Origin of the sequence: Amycolatopsis sp. lyj-90 (genome assembly GCF_046549035.1) — a bacterium.
Lineage (GTDB): Bacteria > Actinomycetota > Actinomycetes > Mycobacteriales > Pseudonocardiaceae > Amycolatopsis.
In genome coordinates this window covers 271482-286083 of the sequence record NZ_JAJPWP010000001.1, presented here as the reverse complement: position 1 = coordinate 286083, position 14602 = coordinate 271482, and the positions used below count along the sequence as shown (strand labels likewise).

The following is a 14602-nucleotide window of genomic DNA, read 5'->3' as shown; positions in this document are numbered from 1 at the left end:
TGTAAGTACACGAAGGCCCCCTTCAGGTACTTGGGCAGAAAGTCGGCGCCGCTCCGAACACTCCGGAACTGGCGGACGCCACTGCGCCACTTGGGGGCCACGTGGTCCGGGCACTGCTTGTGCGCCAGTCACCAGCACCGTGCGTAGAAGTCGTCGAGCCTGGCCATCTTGAGCTGACCGGGTCCACCGCCATGCAGGAAAACGCGGTAGTGCAGCTCGCGGGTTCCACCGAATGTCGACGCGGTAGTGCCGAATCCGACGGCCTGGTAGCTACCGGAGTTCAACCGTTGCTCTTTGTAGTTGCGGCGCCGCCACTCGTACACGCCCGAACTATTGGGATCCAGCCCCCAGACCTCCAGCACCATGAATGTGTCGTTGGAACTCGGCTTCACGTAGATCTGTGCGGCGCACTGGCCGGCCGAGTTCGGGAAGTATTCATGATGGGCGAGCGCCGACCCGCCGTTCTCCGCCAGCAGCCAACCGTTGTTCGCGCCGGTCCGGGCGAGTCCCCGCCCGATGTCGAAGCCGTTGCTCCCATCACCCCAGGGAATACCACCCCACCGATCCGCCGGGTTACCCTCGAAACTGTCGTCATACACGACGTCCGCGTAAGCCGGGCCGGTCACCAAAGCCAGTGAGGCGACCGCAGACAGCAGCACCGCTCCGAGACGCAAAGACAATTTTCTTACCGTCAACGCCATTCCCCCTCCTGAAAGATTTCGCAACAATCAGTACAGTCGGGGCGGCACAGTCTCGCCATTATCAAAAGTGCGACCGTTCGGGCAGAAGTACCGGGAAGTCGGCGTCTACTGGTCGTACTCCACCTTGACCCCGAACGCCCACAGGCCCGTGGATGTCATGAACGCGGTCGTCATTGGACCCTGTACCCAGCTGATCAAGCCCAGCCCGACGAACCGCAGGTCCCTCGGGCCAGGCCGCGAACCCGCAGGTCCAGCCCCCTTTTCAAGCTTCGTTCCGGTCATGGTTCAGCAACGGAGAGTCCCGACGCTAGCGCGACATTACATCTGTAATGTAGCCTCCTCCCGCAAGCCCTCAGACGCGCAAGGAGGTTCCGGGAATGAAGCGGGCACTCCAGCGCGCCGCGGTCGAGGTCGTGGCACGGGAAGGACTCCGCGGCCTCACCTACCGTGCGGTCGCGAAAGCGGCCGACTGCACCACAGGCGCGGTCCAGCACCACTTCTCGTCCATCGACGATCTCCTCCAGTCCTCATTGGACTGGGTGCTCGAAGAGAGCGCGGAGAACGGCCTGATCGGCGCCCGCACCGGAGTGTTCGCCGACGGCGAGGAAGTCCGGAAGCGATACCAGGACAGCGCGGAGATCCAGATCTTCCAGTACCAACTGGTCGTCGAGTCCGCACGGCGACCGGAGTTGCGGCCCGTGGTCCGACGGCTCTACCGCGGATACCTCGACGCCGTCGGCAAAGAACTGACCGCCGACGACGGGTTCGCGCAGCTCGTTTTCTACGCCCTCGACGGAATGTTCCTGCACCAGGTGGCGGACCCGGACGTCGACCCCGGCCCGGCACTCGAAGCCCTGCACGCCATCCTGGCGAACCACAACTAGGACCGGCAGTACTGCCGCCCGGCGACACGCACCCCGCGTGACACCGGGCCACAGTACTGCCGTTTTCGTTACAGGGCAACAACTCCCGACTGTCCTTTTCAGACATTCGAAACCGATTAGGTGTTGACTTAATCAACACTTGGGAGTCAGACTCGGCGCATCCCTGAAGCGAAAGGCCTTCCGATGCCCGACACCGCTGCCGCGACCCTGTTGATCGACGGTCGCCGGCTTTCCGCCCCGGCGACGTTCGACGTCGTGGACCCCGCGAGCCTCGACGTCCTCGGCCAGGCAGCCGACGCGGACCCCGCCCACGCTCTCGCCGCGCTCGACGCCGCGGCCGCCGCCGCTCGTGGCTGGGCGGACACCGACCCGGAGACCCGCAGTGGTCACCTTCGCACCGCGGCGGCGGAAATCCGGGCACGCCAAGGTGAACTCGCCTCGTTGCTGAGCCGGGAGAACGGCAAACCCCTCGCGGAGGCCGCGGGCGAACTCGCGAGCGGGGCGCGGATGCTGGAGTGGGCCGCGGAAGAGGGACGCCGCGCCTACGGCCGGGTCACCCCCGCCTCCGCCGCGGGCCCCGGGCTGGTGCTGCGCTCTCCCGTCGGGCCGGTCCTCGCGATCACGCCGTGGAACTTCCCGGCGAGCATGCTGCTGCGCAAGGTCGGCCTCGCCCTGGCCGCGGGCTGCCCGGTGATCGCCAAACCGGCCGAACAGACACCGCTCATCGCCACCGCACTGCTCGACATCCTGCGGGCGACCGGCCTTCCCGCGGGTGTGCTGCAATCCCTGACCACGAGCCGCCCCGCGGAACTCGTCGGAGCGCTGCTTGCCGATCGCAGGCTGCGCAAGGTCAGCTTCACCGGATCGACCGAGGTCGGCCTCGGCCTGTTGCGCCGGACCGGCGACACGCTTCGCCGCACGTCGCTCGAAATGGGCGGGCACTCCCCCGCGATCGTCTTCGCCGACGCGGATCTCGAAGCGGCCGCCGCCGGTGTGGTCACCGCGAAGTTCTTCAACGCGGGCCAAAGCTGCACGGCCGTGAACCGGCTTTACGTCCACGAAAGCGTACGAGACGACCTGCTCGCGCTGATCGAGAAGAAGACGGCCGCGCTGCGCCTCGGACGCGGAGACGCCGAAGGCACCACGGTCGGTCCGCTGATCGACGAGGCCGGGCTCGCGAAGGTCGAGAAGCAGGTCGCCGACGCCGTGGCCAAGGGGGCCCGGGTCCTGATCGGCGGTGGCCGCTGGGAGTCCGGCGACCCGGCGCTGCGCGGCCACTGGTTCCAGCCGACGGTGCTGACCGGCGTCACCGCGGACATGCTCATCAGCCGTGAGGAGACGTTCGGCCCGGTGCTGGCCGTCGCCACGTTCACCGACGACGACGAGGCGATCGCCCTGGCCAACGCCACGGACTACGGGCTGGCCGCCTATCTGTTCGGCAGCGACCTGCGCCGCGTTTGGCGGGTGCTCGACCGTTTGGACTTCGGCGTGATCGGGGTCAACGACCCGGCCCCGGTCCGCCCGGAACTGCCTTTCGGCGGTCAGAAGAACTCCGGCCAGGAACGCGAAGGCGGCGCCGAAGGCATCGAGGCCTACACCGAGACGAAGGCCGTGGCGCTGCGGTTCTGAGCGCGCCCGGGCAAAGAAAGGACCTTCATGACCAGCACCACCGAGCTCGCCGCCCTCGACCGGCGCACCCTCGTCCACCCGCACACCACGATCGGCGCCCCGGCCGAACCGCTCATCCTCGACCGCGGTGAAGGCGCCCTGCTGTGGGACACCGAAGGCCGCCGGTACATCGACGGCACCTGCGGGCTGTGGCAGTGCCCGGTCGGCCATGGCCGCACCGAACTCGCCGACGTCGCCGCCGAGCAGATCCGCCGCTTGGAGTTCTACTCGTCCTTCGGTGACTACTCGAACGCGCCGTCCATCCGCCTCGCCGAACGGCTGTTGTCGCTCGCGCCCGCCGGTCTGGAACGCGTGTTCCTCACCAACGGCGGTTCGGAAGGCAACGAGACCGCGATCAAGCTCGCCCGCCTCGCCTTCCACCACGCCGGTTTCCCGGAGCGGACGGTGGTGCTGGCCCGGACCGGCGGTTACCACGGCATGGGCGGTGCCTCGCTCGCCGCCACCGGGATCGAGGGCCTGCGCGCCGGGTTCGGCCCGTTGCTGCCCGACATCGAATGGCTGGGAAAGCCCCACGCCATCGAATACGGCCCGGACGCGACGGACGTGCTCGTCGCGGAGCTGGAACAGCGCATCGCCGAGATCGGCGCGCATCGCATCGCCGCGTTCATCGGCGAACCGGTGCTGGGCGTCGGCGGGATGGTGCCGCCGCCGGACGGGTACTGGCCCCGCGTGCAGGAAGTGTTGCGCCGCAACGGGATCCTGCTCATCGTCGATGAGATCGTGACCGCCTTCGGCCGGACGGGACAGTGGTTCGGCAGTCAGCACTTCGGCATCGAGCCGGACATGATCGTCACCGCGAAGGGCATCACCAGCGGCTACGTCCCGATGGGCGCGGTGCTCATCGGCCGCCGGGTGCTCGACCTCGCCGACGGCGCCACGTTCCTGCACGGTTTCACCTACAACGGCCATCCCGTCGGCGCCGCGGTCGCGCTGGCGAACCTCGACATCATCGAGCGGGAGAACCTGCTCGAACGCGCCCGCGTCCTCGGCGCCCGGCTGCGCGCACGGCTCGACCCGCTCACCGAGCTCCCCCACGTGCGCGAGGTCCGCGGGGTCGGCCTGATGCTCGGCATCGAGTTCACCGACGTGCCGACGGCGTCGGTGCAGTCCGGCTGCCGCGCGGACGGCGTGGTGGTCCGCGCCTCCGGCACCAGCATCGTGCTGTCCCCGCCGCTGGTCATCACCGAGGAGCAGATCGACACCCTGGCCGACGTGCTGTGCCGCCACGTCGCGGCCGCGGCGAGCTGAGCGGGGATCCCGATGAGACGCCGGATACCGACGCTGTTGTCCGCCGCGCTGACCGTTCCCCTCGTCGCCACCGGATGCGCCATTTCCGAGGGCGGCCCGAATTCGCTCGTGTTCGTCTCCTACGGCCAGGGCGCCTACCAGGCGGGGCAGCGCTCGGCGTGGCTCGACCCGTACGAGAAGCTGACCGGGACCACGGTCACGATCGACGGCCCGTCGAGCAACGCCAAGCTGAAGGCGATGGTCGAGGCGGGCAAGGTCACCTGGGACGTCGTGGACACCGACGCCTCCGCGGCCGCCGCGGTCTGCGGCAGCCTGCTCGAACCCATCGACATGGGACCGCTGGCGGCGGGTTTCCCGAAAGGGTCGCTGACCGACTGCGGGGTGCCGGACGCCTTCTTCGGCATGATGCTGATGTACGACACCAAGGTCTACGGCGACCACCCGCCGACCCGCATGGCCGACTTCTTCGATCCTCAGAAGTTCCCTGGACGGCGGATCATCTACGGCGGCGACCCGAGTGTGGGCACGATCGAGGCCGCCCTGCTGGCCGACGGAGTCCCGCGCGACGCCCTGTACCCGCTCGACGTCCCCCGCGCGCTGTCGATGTACGACCGGATCCGGCCGTTACTCACCATCACCAGCACCTACGGCGACCAACAGCAGCGCATGGCGGGTGGGCAGGCGGACATGGCGCTCATCGTCAGTGCCCGCGCGTTCTCGCTGCTGAAAGCGGGCGCGACGAACTGGAAGGTGGTGCCCGGCATCCCCGTGCCGGTGACCTGGGACGTGCTCGTCGTGCCCAAGGGGACACCGCGCGCGGACGAGGCCAAGCGGCTGATCCGGTTCGCCTCGGAACCGGCGCAGGCGGCGGCCTTCGCGGCCAGTGCGGGCGTCGGGCCCGCGAACACCGCCGCGCCCCCACCGGCCACGGCGATCGGGCGCGAGCTCGACATCTGGGGAGACGCCAAGGAGGACCTGCGGGTGCTCAGCGACGTCCGCTGGTGGGCGGCGAACCGGACCATGCTCGTCAAGGCCTGGTCGGATTGGAGGACCGGATGACCACCGTTCCGAGAACGAGGCGGACCGGGTCCGCGTCCTGGCTGCTGCTCCCCGCCGCGGCGGTGGTGCTCGTGTTCTTCTTCTACCCGCTCGCCGCGATCCTCTGGCGCAGCTTCACCGAACCCGCTTTCGGCGTCGGCAACTACCTGGCCGTCCTCGGGGACGAGGTGCAGATCCGGGTGCTGCTCCGGACCTTGCGGACCGCGCTGATCATCACCGTCGCCACGCTGATCGTCGCCTATCCGTACGCCTACGCGATGACCTTGGTCGGGCGCCGGGCCCGCACGGTCCTGACGTTGCTGGTCCTGATGCCGTTCTGGACCAGCGTGATGGCCCGCAACTTCGCCTGGTACGTCCTCGAACAGCGGGGCGGCGTGATCGACAAGGTGCTCGCTTCGATCGGCTTCGACGGGGTGGTGCTCCTGGGTTCGGTGGCCGGGGTGACCGTCGCGATGGTGCAGGTGATGCTGCCGTTCATGGTGCTCCCGCTGCACAGTTCGATGACCGGGATCGACCGCAGCCTGCTGCACGCCGCCGGCAGTCTCGGCGCGTCCCGTCCGGTCGCCTTCCTGCGGGTGTACGTGCCGCTGTCGATGCCGGGAGTCCTGGCGGGAGTGTCGGTGGTGTTCATCATGTCTCTCGGCTTCTACATCACCCCGGCACTGCTCGGCACGCCGCAACAAGCGCTGGCCGCGCAGGTGATCGGGACCCAGGTCAACGATCTGCTGGACTTCGCCGGGGCCGGTGCGCTCGGGGCGATCCTGCTGGTCCTCACGCTCGTGGTGCTGGCCGTGCTCAGCCGGGTGGCCGCACCGCTGGGGACCAGCGCGGCGGGAGGTGCCGACCGTGGCTGACAAACCGTCCATTTCCAGGGCCGCGCTCCGGCAGCGGACGCTCGGCTGGGGACTGCGCGCGTGGGTCGCCGTCGTGGGGTTCGTGCTCGTCGCGCCCACGCTCGTCGTGATCCCGATGAGCTTCGGCGCGGGCTCGACCTTCCAGTTCCCGCCCGACGACTGGTCATGGCGCTGGTACGGCGAGTTCTTCGGCAGCAAGCAGTGGCTCGCCGCGCTGGGCAACTCGGTCCAGGTCGGCCTGCTGGCGGCGGTGCTCGCGACGGTCGTCGGGGTGGCGGCCGCGTTCGGTCTCGACCGCGCGCGGTTCCGCGGCCGCGGCGTCGTGCGGCAACTGCTGATGGCGCCGATGATCCTGCCCGGGATCGTCGTCGCGGTCGCCGTCTACGGGGTCTTCCTGCGCTGGCAGCTCAACGGGACGATGCTCGGTTTCGTGCTGGCGCACGCCGTGCTGGGCGTGCCGTTCGTGCTGACCTCCGTGCAGACCAGTCTCGCCGGGTACGACCCGGTCGTGGAGAAGGCCGCGGCGAGTCTCGGCGCGCCGAAGCTCACGACGCTGCGCAAGGTCGTGCTGCCGATCATCGCTCCCGGCGTGCTGTCGGGTTTCGTGTTCGCCTTCGCGACCTCCTTCGACGAGGTCGTGGTCGCCCTCTTCCTGCAGACGCCCGCCATCAAGACCTTGCCGGTGAAGATGTACGAGTCGATCGTCCTCGAGATCGACCCCACCATCGCCGCGGCGTCGAGCCTGATCGTCGTGTTCACCACGATCCTGCTGTTCGTACCCACGTTCCTGCGCCGACGGAGCCACCATGACTGACGACCACCGCGGTATCACCACCGCCCACGTGACCAAGGCGTACGCCGGTGTCGACCGTCCCGCCGTGGACGACGTCTCGCTGCACATCGCCGACGGCGAGTTCATGACCTTCCTCGGCCCGTCGGGTTCGGGCAAGACGACGATGCTGTCGATGATCGCCGGCTTCACCCCGCTCACCGAGGGGTCGATCACCCTGGACGGCCAGGAGATCTCCCGGCTCAAACCACACCGGCGCGATCTCGGGGTGGTGTTCCAGCAGTACGCCCTGTTCCCGCACATGTCGGTCGCCCGCAACGTCGCGTTCGGGCTCACCCAGCGCAAACGGCCGAAGGCGGAGATCGACCGCCGGGTCACCGAGGTGCTGGAGATGGTCGGCTTGTCCGCGGTCCGGGATCGGTTGCCCCGTCAGCTTTCCGGCGGTCAGCAGCAACGGGTCGCGCTGGCCCGCGCCGTGGTCTACCAGCCCCGGGCGCTGCTGATGGACGAGCCGCTGGGCGCCCTCGACAAGAAGCTGCGCGACCAGCTGCAGCGCGAGATCGCCCGGATGCACCGCGAGCTGGGCATGACGTTCCTGTTCGTCACCCACGACCAGCAGGAGGCACTCACCCTGTCCGACCGGATCGCGGTGTTCAACGAAGGCCGGATCGAACAGGTCGGCACACCCGAAGACCTTTACGAGCGACCGGAAACGTTGTTCGTCGCGCAGTTCGTCGGTGAGTCCAACGCCTTGTCCCTCACGCCCGGCGAAGTCACCATCGTGCGGCCGGAGCGGCTGACACTGTACACCCGGGCCGAACCGGTGCCGTCCGGGCATCAGCGGGTCAGCGCCCAGGTCACCGACATCGTCTACGTGGGCGACCACAGCCGGATCTGGCTGCGGTACGCCGACGGCGCGCGTGGTTGCGCGGTGCTGGCCGCGGGCGCGGCACACGAACACCGTCCCGGCGACGACGTGACCGTGGCCTGGCATCCGGAACATCAGGCGGCCGTCCCCGCCGCGGAAAAGGCGGCGGTATGACCTCCGATCTGCTCCTGCACGGCGGTCTCGTGCGCACCTTCGACGCCGAACCCGGAAACGCCACGGCGATCCTGCTTTCCGGCGGCCGCGTGGTCGCGGTCGGGGACGACGACACCGTCTCCGCCGCGGCCGCCCCCGGGACACCGTCGATCGACCTGCGGGGACGCACGGTGCTGCCGGGGATCAACGACGCGCATCTGCATCTGGCCTGGTATGCCCTGGCCGGGCCGGAGTTCTGCGTGAACCTCGCGGCCTCGGCGAGCCTCGCCGAGGTGCGGCGGGCGCTGGAGGCCGCGCCACCGGGCGAATGGATCGTCGGCCGCGGCTGGCGTGAGACCACCATCGCCGAGTTCGCCGACGGCCGGTCCGCGCCGTCGCGGGCATGGCTCGACGAGGTGACCGGGACCCGGCCCGCGGTGCTGCACCACGCCTCGTCCCATTCGATCTGGGTCAACAGCGCCGCACTGGAGCGGGCCGGGATCACCGCGGCGACACCGGATCCCACGGCGGGAGAGATCGTCCGGGACGCCGCCGGGGAGCCGACGGGAGTGCTCCTGGAAAGCGCGCAGGAACTCGTGGCCGGATTGCTCCCGCAGCCGACCCGGGACGAACGGCTGGACGCGACCGCGCGCACGATGGCCCGGCTGAACCGGCTGGGCGTCACCAGCGTCACCGATCCGATCGTTCCGCCCGGGTTGTGGCAGGACTACCGGGAGCTGCACGCGGCGGGCCGGATGACGCTGCGGGTCAGCGCGCTGCTGCACTGGAACTGGCCGTCTCCCACGACTTCGGCGGCCGACTTGGCCCGGGCACTGGACGCGACGGACCTGGAGACCGGGGACGACCTGCTGCGCATCGGCGGGATCAAGCTGTTCGCCGACGGCGTCCCCACGCACTGCACGGCCTGGATGCACCAGCCGTATCCCGATGGTGGACACGGAAGTCTCGTCACGGCCGGGTCCGGCGATCCGGAGCAGGTACGGGAACTGCACGACCTGATCGCCGTCGCCCACCGGCGCCGGGTGCGCGTGCAGGTCCACGTGACCGGCGATCGCGCGGCCGACGCCGTGGTCGACGCCATCGAGGCCGCCGCGGCCGCCGACCCGTGGCCGGACGCGCGGCACGTGCTCATCCACGGCACCTTCCTGTCGCCGGAAGTGCACGAACGCCTGGCCCGGACCGGGACCGGCGTGATCACCAGCTCGCTCATGCGGACTTTCAGCGGTCCGTCGATGGTCCGGATCGTGGGTGAGGATCTCTGGCAGGAGTCGTTTCCCGCCCGAACACTGCTCGACCACGGGGTGATGGTCGCCGACAGCTCGGACGCCCCGGTGACCGAACCGGACTGGCGACGCGGGGTCGCGACGTTCACCGGCGAGCCGGGGCCCAACCCTTTTTCCCTGCTCCCGCAGGAGAAATGGCTCAGCCGGGAAGAAGCGCTGCGACTGTGGACGACCGGCCCGGCTTGGCTGGAACATGCCGAGAGCCGCAAGGGGACCCTGGCGCCGGGCCGGCTCGCCGACCTGACCGTCCTCGACCACGATCCGGTCACCGCGAGCGGGCGGGAACTGCTCGGTGCCCGTTCGGACCTGACCGTCGTCGGTGGGCGCGTGGTGTCCGAAATGGACTGAGACACCCTCAGTCGGGCGTGAGGATCTCGGCCAGCCGAAGGGTGTCTTCCAGGTAGCGGTCGTAAGGAAAGCCTGCCGCGACGAGCGCCGCGCGAAACTCGTCGTAGAGCGGCTTTCCGGCGGCATGGAAGGCTTTCCGGCCGACCTCGGTGAGGCGGACCAGCCGCCGTCGCGCGTGTTCGGGGTCGACGGTGATCTGCACCAGACCGTCCGCCTCGAGCGGGCGCAGCGCCCGGCTGATCGCCGGGTCGGACACCGACAGCGCTTGCGCGAGCCGATGCTGCGTCGTCGGCTCGACTTCCTCCAGCGTGCCCAGAAGCCGTATCTGACTGTAGGTCAAACCGCCGGGGTCGTCGGTGCGTCTGCGGGCCGCTTCGCCCAGCAGCATGACCACGCGGTGCAACAAGTCTCCGAGTCCATCGTCCACGTGACCCACCTTACCAGAGTCTTGACGAGTTAATATTAACTAGGTAAGACTGAGCCCATGGACAACTTCTCTTACCTCGCCCAATCCGCCTTCCCGCTGGTCTGGGTCGTGGTGCCCGCCATCGGAGCCTCGATCCGCGCACGCCGCGCCACGTCCGCCGAAGAGCGGCTCGAGATCTGGCAGCGCTGGTGGGCCATCGGCGCCTTCGGCCTCGGCAGCCTGTGGATGACGATCGCCTTCCTCGCCTTCCCCGACGTCATGGCGACGGCGATCGGCTTCGAGCGGACCCCCTTCCTGTTCGAAATCGCCTTCGCCAACCTCGGCATGGCCATCCTGGGGTTCCGGGCCGCCTCGGCGTCGGCGCGCGAACGCATCACCATCGGCATCGGTGGCGGGATGTTCCTCTGGGGAGCCGTCGTCGGCCACGTCTACCAGTGGTTCGCCAACGGTGACCACGCCCCCGGCAACACCGGCGGAGTCCTCGTCACCGACATCCTGATCCCGGCGGTCATGATCTTCCTGGCCGTGCGGTCCCGGCGCCTCGCGACCACCACCCGTCAGCCAGTCGCGGCATGACCACCCCCACCGGCCCCGGCGACACGTCCGGGAAGACGCGCGCGGCCGCCGCCGAGCGGCTCACCATCTTCGTCGACGCGGTGATCGCGATCGCGCTCACCCTGCTGGCCCTGGATCTCCCGATTCCCCACGGCGACACCACCGACGCCATGCTGGGGTCGGTGGCGGACCACGGCAAGGAATACCTTGCCTTCGCACTCGGTTTCGTGGTGATCGCCGCCCACTGGCGCGCCCACCACGAGATCTTCCCCTACGTCCGCTCGCTGAGCGGCCGCCTGATCAGCCTCACCCTGGCCTGGCTGTTCATGCAGGTCCTGATGCCGTTCGCGACGCGGGTGCTCACCGCCGACGGCGCCTTCCCGCTCCGGTTCGGCTTCTACGCGATGGTGCAGGTCCTGGCCTCCGCGTCGTTCGCGCTGATCATCCGGGAGATCCGCCGCGAACACCTGTACGGAACGGACGGCCCGCCCCGGGTCTTCGCCCAAAGCCTGACGCGCAGTGTCTGCCTGGCCGCGGTGTTCGGGCTGTCCATTCCCGTCGCGTTCCTGACCGAGGGCACCGGTGCGTACCTGTGCTGGCTCGCCGCGCCGATCGTGCTCACCGTCGCCCGCCGCGTCCAGGATCGCAAGCCGTCCGCGGCCTCGCATCCCTCTTGACCTTTGTCGCGAGGCAAGGCGATCCTGGGAGTCTTGTCTGCTTTCTGGAGGGGACCAATGCGACGACTCTTCGTACTGCTCTGCGCACTTTTCCTGACAGCGACCGCCGTTCCCGCGGCGGCCGATACGCCCCCTGATCCGGTTCCGGGCGAAAGACCCCCGCTGGGGATCACCTGGGCGACCGGGGATCCCTACTGCATCTACAACCGGTTCACCGAGGACGTCGTGAAGGCCGCGGCGGACCAGCTGGTCACCTCCGGGCTGCGGGACGCCGGATACGAGTACGTCATGCTGGGCGACTGCTGGCAGGCGGCCGAACGCGACGCCGCCGGGAAACTCACCGCCCGCGCCAGTTTCCCTTCGGGCATCCCGGCGCTGGTGGACTACGTGCACTCACGCGGGCTCAAGATCGGTCTCTACAGCGGCACCGGCGAGAAGACCTGCAGCCGTCAGGCGGCGGGCTCGCTCGACCACGAGGACCTCGACGCCCAGACCTTCGCCGACTGGGGCGCGGACTACCTGCGCTACGACACCTGCCACAGCGTCAACGGCGACGCGCCCGCTCGGGTCAAGAAGATGGCGGACGCGATCAAGCGCACCGGACGTCCCATCACGCTCGAGATCGACGACTACGACCGCGACCAGAGCCAATGGCTGTGGGGACGGGCCGCCGGCGCACAGGTTTGGCGTACGTACAAGCACGCGACCTTCAACTTCGGGTACTCGACGGACAGTCTCGACAAGCAGTACGGGCTGGACGGCTACAAGGGCTCGGGTGGCTGGAACATGCCGGGCCCGTTCACCTTCAGCTACCTCAGCACCGCGGAGCGCCAGGCCAAGCTCGGGCTGTGGGCGGTGCTCAACGCGCCGCTGGTGGCCGACATGGCGCTGGCGGCCGACACCACGCTCCCGGCCGCCGAGATGAAGAACCCCGACATCATCGCCGTCCAGCAGGACTGGGCGGGTGTCGCCGGGCACAAGGTCCGCGACACGGGCTGGACCGAGGTGTGGACGAAACCGATGTCCGACGGCTCGGCCGTGCTGGTGCTGTTCAACCGCGGCGAACTGGCCACGCCGATCACCACCTCCGTGGCCGATGCCGGACTCCCCGCCGCGTCCGGCTATCGCGTGCGCGACCTGTGGACCGGCGACGAGACCGAAACGACCGGTGCCCTCCGCGAAACCGTCGGACGGCACGCCGCCACCGTGCTGCGCGTGTGGCCCACGAACGCGACCGCCGCGCCGCGGACGTCGCTGACCGTCGAGCTGCCCGACTCCGTGCCGCCGTCCCAGCCGGTCACCGCCACGGTCAAGTTCACCAACGCCGGTTCGACGCCGGTCACCGGCGCCCACCTGCGGTTGACCGCCCCCGCGGAATGGCGGTTCGACAGCCCCGCCGAAGCGACCACCGAGACCGTCGGACCGGGCGACACGTGGGAGACCCCGGTGACGCTGACGCCGGTTTCGACAGCCACCCAGCCGTTCAAGATGCCGGGCACCGTGACGTACACGACCACGCAAGGCGCGCGGACCGCGACCACTTCGGCCGAGGCGCCGCTCATGCTCGCGCCGAATCCGCCTTATACCAACGGGTTGCTCAACACTCAGCCGTGGATCTCCTCCGAGAACGGCCTCGGCCCGGTCGAACGGGACAGCACCGACAACGGCCACCCGTTCAAGATCAACGGCAAGACCGAGACACGCGGCGGGCTGGGCGCGCACGCGCCGTCGGTGGTGCGGTACTACCTCGGCGGCAAGTGCAAGCAGTTCACCGCGACCGTCGGCGTGGACGACCGCGGGCCGAACGGGACGCTCGGGTTCCGAGTACTCGGCGACGGCGTCGAACTGGAGGCCACGGGGAACATGCGGCACGGGGACGCCGTGCAGCGTCTCGTCGTGCCGGTGACGGGCGTGCAGGTACTCGCGCTCGCCGTGGATGACGCGAGTGACGGCTCCGCCGGGGACTGGGGAGACTGGATTTCCCCGTACCTCAGCTGCTGAAAGGGTTACTGGGAGGTAGGGCAAACGTGGCGCGTTCACGGGCGGGTCGTGCCGGACCGGCCGCACTCTGAGTGTCCATATAGGACACGGCTCGGTGGGCGAGCGGGGAGGATTCGGGACGTTCAACGTCCCGATTCCTTCATCGTCAACACCTGGCACGCGCGCGAGCCGCAACCCAGTATTGGCCAGGTGGCCACGCGAACCGAGCGTGGAGGATTTAGGACATTGAACGTCCCGAATCCTCCACACTCGAACCTGCCGCGGTGAAATTCCGGTGTCATCGAGCCCCAAGACCGGAGCGACCCACTCGACTACCCCACCTCACCTTCGCCCTGGTCACGCGTAAGTAGGCAAATACCGGTCCGCACTAACCGTCCTTGACACTCACGACCCTCTCGAAAAAGCGCATCTGCCATCAATCGGACATTCAGCCGCCGAAAGTGTCCCCTGCGGCCACCCGGGAACGACTGGCGCCCGCAGGGCAATCCAGAACCACACGGCGAAGGCCACATCAGCCTCCCAGGACGTCGCGAAAGCCACTTTCGGGACGTCTGACGTCTCGAAAGTGGCTTTCGCAACACCCGCCAACACCCGCCGACCCCGCCACCATCGGCTCACCCCTCAAACAAAGAGTCGTGGGTGACGCCGCCGGTCCCCCAACCGGCGGCGGCACCCACGAGGCTTCACGTCGAGATCATTCCACTGTGGACTGTCAGGACTCCCAGTTGACGCAAAGGCCGTCGCGGCGAGCGAAACGTTCCAGATGGCCGCCGACCGTCACCTGGATCCGGTCGAGCAGTTCGGGGAAGGTGGCCTCCGCCACCAGGAGCAACCCGTCGGTGTCGGCCTGGAGGTGACAGGTACCGCCGCGGGGGAACTCGATCACGCCGTTCGGTGGGGTCCATTCCGCTTTCACCCTGTGCGAGAAGTGGCTGCACAGCTGTTTCGCGTAACGGCCTGCCGACGGGGTCGGCACTTTCGCCTGGGTACGCAGCATCGACGAACGTCCCTTCGTGGTGGGAGCGCGGACATGACTCGACTTCG

General features: G+C 68.9%; 14 protein-coding genes. 11 read left to right on the top strand and 3 right to left on the bottom strand.

Features of this window, described 5'->3' with window-relative positions; genetic code table 11:
- Positions 1-128 precede the first annotated feature (128 nt).
- Positions 129-701: a hypothetical protein gene (locus ACLJPX_RS01280; protein WP_410598308.1), complete on the bottom strand. Its 573-nt coding sequence runs from the start codon at positions 699-701 to the stop codon at positions 129-131.
- 377 nt (positions 702-1078) lie between these two features.
- On the opposite strand from ACLJPX_RS01280, the gene ACLJPX_RS01275 reads away from it, so the two are divergent.
- The 8 genes from ACLJPX_RS01275 (at position 1079) to ACLJPX_RS01240 (ending at position 9898) form a co-directional block, all read left to right on the top strand.
- Positions 1079-1585 carry a TetR/AcrR family transcriptional regulator gene (locus ACLJPX_RS01275; RefSeq protein WP_410598307.1) on the top strand — a complete coding sequence of 169 codons (507 nt, stop codon included), beginning with the start codon at positions 1079-1081 and terminating at the stop codon, positions 1583-1585.
- A 183-nt stretch (positions 1586-1768) separates the two neighbouring features.
- The gene (locus ACLJPX_RS01270; protein WP_410598306.1) at positions 1769-3214 is read left to right on the top strand and encodes an NAD-dependent succinate-semialdehyde dehydrogenase; all 1446 of its coding nucleotides are present in this window, start codon (positions 1769-1771) and stop codon (positions 3212-3214) included.
- A gap of 27 nt (positions 3215-3241) precedes the next feature.
- A complete protein-coding gene (locus ACLJPX_RS01265) occupies positions 3242-4522 on the top strand; it encodes an aspartate aminotransferase family protein (protein ID WP_410598305.1) in 1281 nt (426 codons plus the stop codon).
- Positions 4523-4534: 12 nt separating this feature from the next.
- Positions 4535-5581: an extracellular solute-binding protein gene (locus tag ACLJPX_RS01260; RefSeq protein ID WP_410598304.1), complete on the top strand. Its 1047-nt coding sequence runs from the start codon at positions 4535-4537 to the stop codon at positions 5579-5581.
- Positions 5578-6435 carry an ABC transporter permease gene (locus ACLJPX_RS01255; RefSeq protein ID WP_410598303.1) on the top strand — a complete coding sequence of 286 codons (858 nt, stop codon included), beginning with the start codon at positions 5578-5580 and terminating at the stop codon, positions 6433-6435. The genes ACLJPX_RS01260 and ACLJPX_RS01255 overlap by 4 nt, the downstream gene beginning before the upstream one ends.
- The gene (locus tag ACLJPX_RS01250) at positions 6428-7249 is read left to right on the top strand and encodes an ABC transporter permease (protein ID WP_101613123.1); all 822 of its coding nucleotides are present in this window, start codon (positions 6428-6430) and stop codon (positions 7247-7249) included. The genes ACLJPX_RS01255 and ACLJPX_RS01250 overlap by 8 nt, the downstream gene beginning before the upstream one ends.
- Positions 7242-8267, top strand: a complete 1026-nt coding sequence (locus ACLJPX_RS01245; RefSeq protein WP_410598302.1) for an ABC transporter ATP-binding protein — start codon at positions 7242-7244, stop codon at positions 8265-8267. Before ACLJPX_RS01250 ends, ACLJPX_RS01245 begins: the two co-directional genes overlap by 8 nt.
- Complete coding sequence (locus tag ACLJPX_RS01240; RefSeq protein WP_410598301.1) at positions 8264-9898, top strand: amidohydrolase; 1635 nt, start codon at positions 8264-8266, stop codon at positions 9896-9898. The genes ACLJPX_RS01245 and ACLJPX_RS01240 overlap by 4 nt, the downstream gene beginning before the upstream one ends.
- Positions 9899-9905: 7 nt before the next feature.
- Here ACLJPX_RS01240 and ACLJPX_RS01235 read toward each other — a convergent pair whose 3' ends face one another.
- Positions 9906-10325 (bottom strand): MarR family winged helix-turn-helix transcriptional regulator, encoded by a 420-nt coding sequence (locus ACLJPX_RS01235; RefSeq protein WP_410598300.1) that lies wholly within the window; start codon positions 10323-10325, stop codon positions 9906-9908.
- A gap of 57 nt (positions 10326-10382) precedes the next feature.
- Between ACLJPX_RS01235 and ACLJPX_RS01230 the strand changes: the two genes are divergently transcribed.
- The 3 genes from ACLJPX_RS01230 to ACLJPX_RS01220 are packed head-to-tail and all read left to right on the top strand — an operon-like array spanning position 10383 to position 13558.
- Positions 10383-10901 carry a DUF6790 family protein gene (locus ACLJPX_RS01230; RefSeq protein WP_410598299.1) on the top strand — a complete coding sequence of 173 codons (519 nt, stop codon included), beginning with the start codon at positions 10383-10385 and terminating at the stop codon, positions 10899-10901.
- Complete coding sequence (locus ACLJPX_RS01225) at positions 10898-11557, top strand: TMEM175 family protein (protein ID WP_410598298.1); 660 nt, start codon at positions 10898-10900, stop codon at positions 11555-11557. The genes ACLJPX_RS01230 and ACLJPX_RS01225 overlap by 4 nt, the downstream gene beginning before the upstream one ends.
- Positions 11558-11614: 57 nt before the next feature.
- The gene (locus ACLJPX_RS01220) at positions 11615-13558 is read left to right on the top strand and encodes an NPCBM/NEW2 domain-containing protein (protein ID WP_410598297.1); all 1944 of its coding nucleotides are present in this window, start codon (positions 11615-11617) and stop codon (positions 13556-13558) included.
- A 712-nt stretch (positions 13559-14270) separates the two neighbouring features.
- On the opposite strand, the gene ACLJPX_RS01215 is transcribed toward ACLJPX_RS01220, so the two are convergent.
- Complete coding sequence (locus ACLJPX_RS01215; RefSeq protein WP_410598296.1) at positions 14271-14555, bottom strand: DUF2218 domain-containing protein; 285 nt, start codon at positions 14553-14555, stop codon at positions 14271-14273.
- Positions 14556-14602: the final 47 nt, after the last annotated feature.

Excerpts from the sequence above, each read along its gene's own strand:
- ACLJPX_RS01220 (WP_410598297.1), top strand. The coding sequence starts at position 11,615 with ATGCGACGACTCTTCGTACTGCTCTGCGCACTTTTCCTGACAGCGACC.
- ACLJPX_RS01265 (WP_410598305.1), top strand. The coding sequence starts at position 3,242 with ATGACCAGCACCACCGAGCTCGCCGCCCTCGACCGGCGCACCCTCGTC.
- ACLJPX_RS01270 (WP_410598306.1), top strand. The coding sequence starts at position 1,769 with ATGCCCGACACCGCTGCCGCGACCCTGTTGATCGACGGTCGCCGGCTT.
- ACLJPX_RS01280 (WP_410598308.1), bottom strand. The coding sequence starts at position 701 with ATGGCGTTGACGGTAAGAAAATTGTCTTTGCGTCTCGGAGCGGTGCTG.
- ACLJPX_RS01245 (WP_410598302.1), top strand. The coding sequence starts at position 7,242 with ATGACTGACGACCACCGCGGTATCACCACCGCCCACGTGACCAAGGCG.
- ACLJPX_RS01225 (WP_410598298.1), top strand. The coding sequence starts at position 10,898 with ATGACCACCCCCACCGGCCCCGGCGACACGTCCGGGAAGACGCGCGCG.
- ACLJPX_RS01240 (WP_410598301.1), top strand. The coding sequence starts at position 8,264 with ATGACCTCCGATCTGCTCCTGCACGGCGGTCTCGTGCGCACCTTCGAC.
- ACLJPX_RS01260 (WP_410598304.1), top strand. The coding sequence starts at position 4,535 with ATGAGACGCCGGATACCGACGCTGTTGTCCGCCGCGCTGACCGTTCCC.
- ACLJPX_RS01215 (WP_410598296.1), bottom strand. The coding sequence starts at position 14,555 with ATGCTGCGTACCCAGGCGAAAGTGCCGACCCCGTCGGCAGGCCGTTAC.
- ACLJPX_RS01275 (WP_410598307.1), top strand. The coding sequence starts at position 1,079 with ATGAAGCGGGCACTCCAGCGCGCCGCGGTCGAGGTCGTGGCACGGGAA.
- ACLJPX_RS01255 (WP_410598303.1), top strand. The coding sequence starts at position 5,578 with ATGACCACCGTTCCGAGAACGAGGCGGACCGGGTCCGCGTCCTGGCTG.
- ACLJPX_RS01230 (WP_410598299.1), top strand. The coding sequence starts at position 10,383 with ATGGACAACTTCTCTTACCTCGCCCAATCCGCCTTCCCGCTGGTCTGG.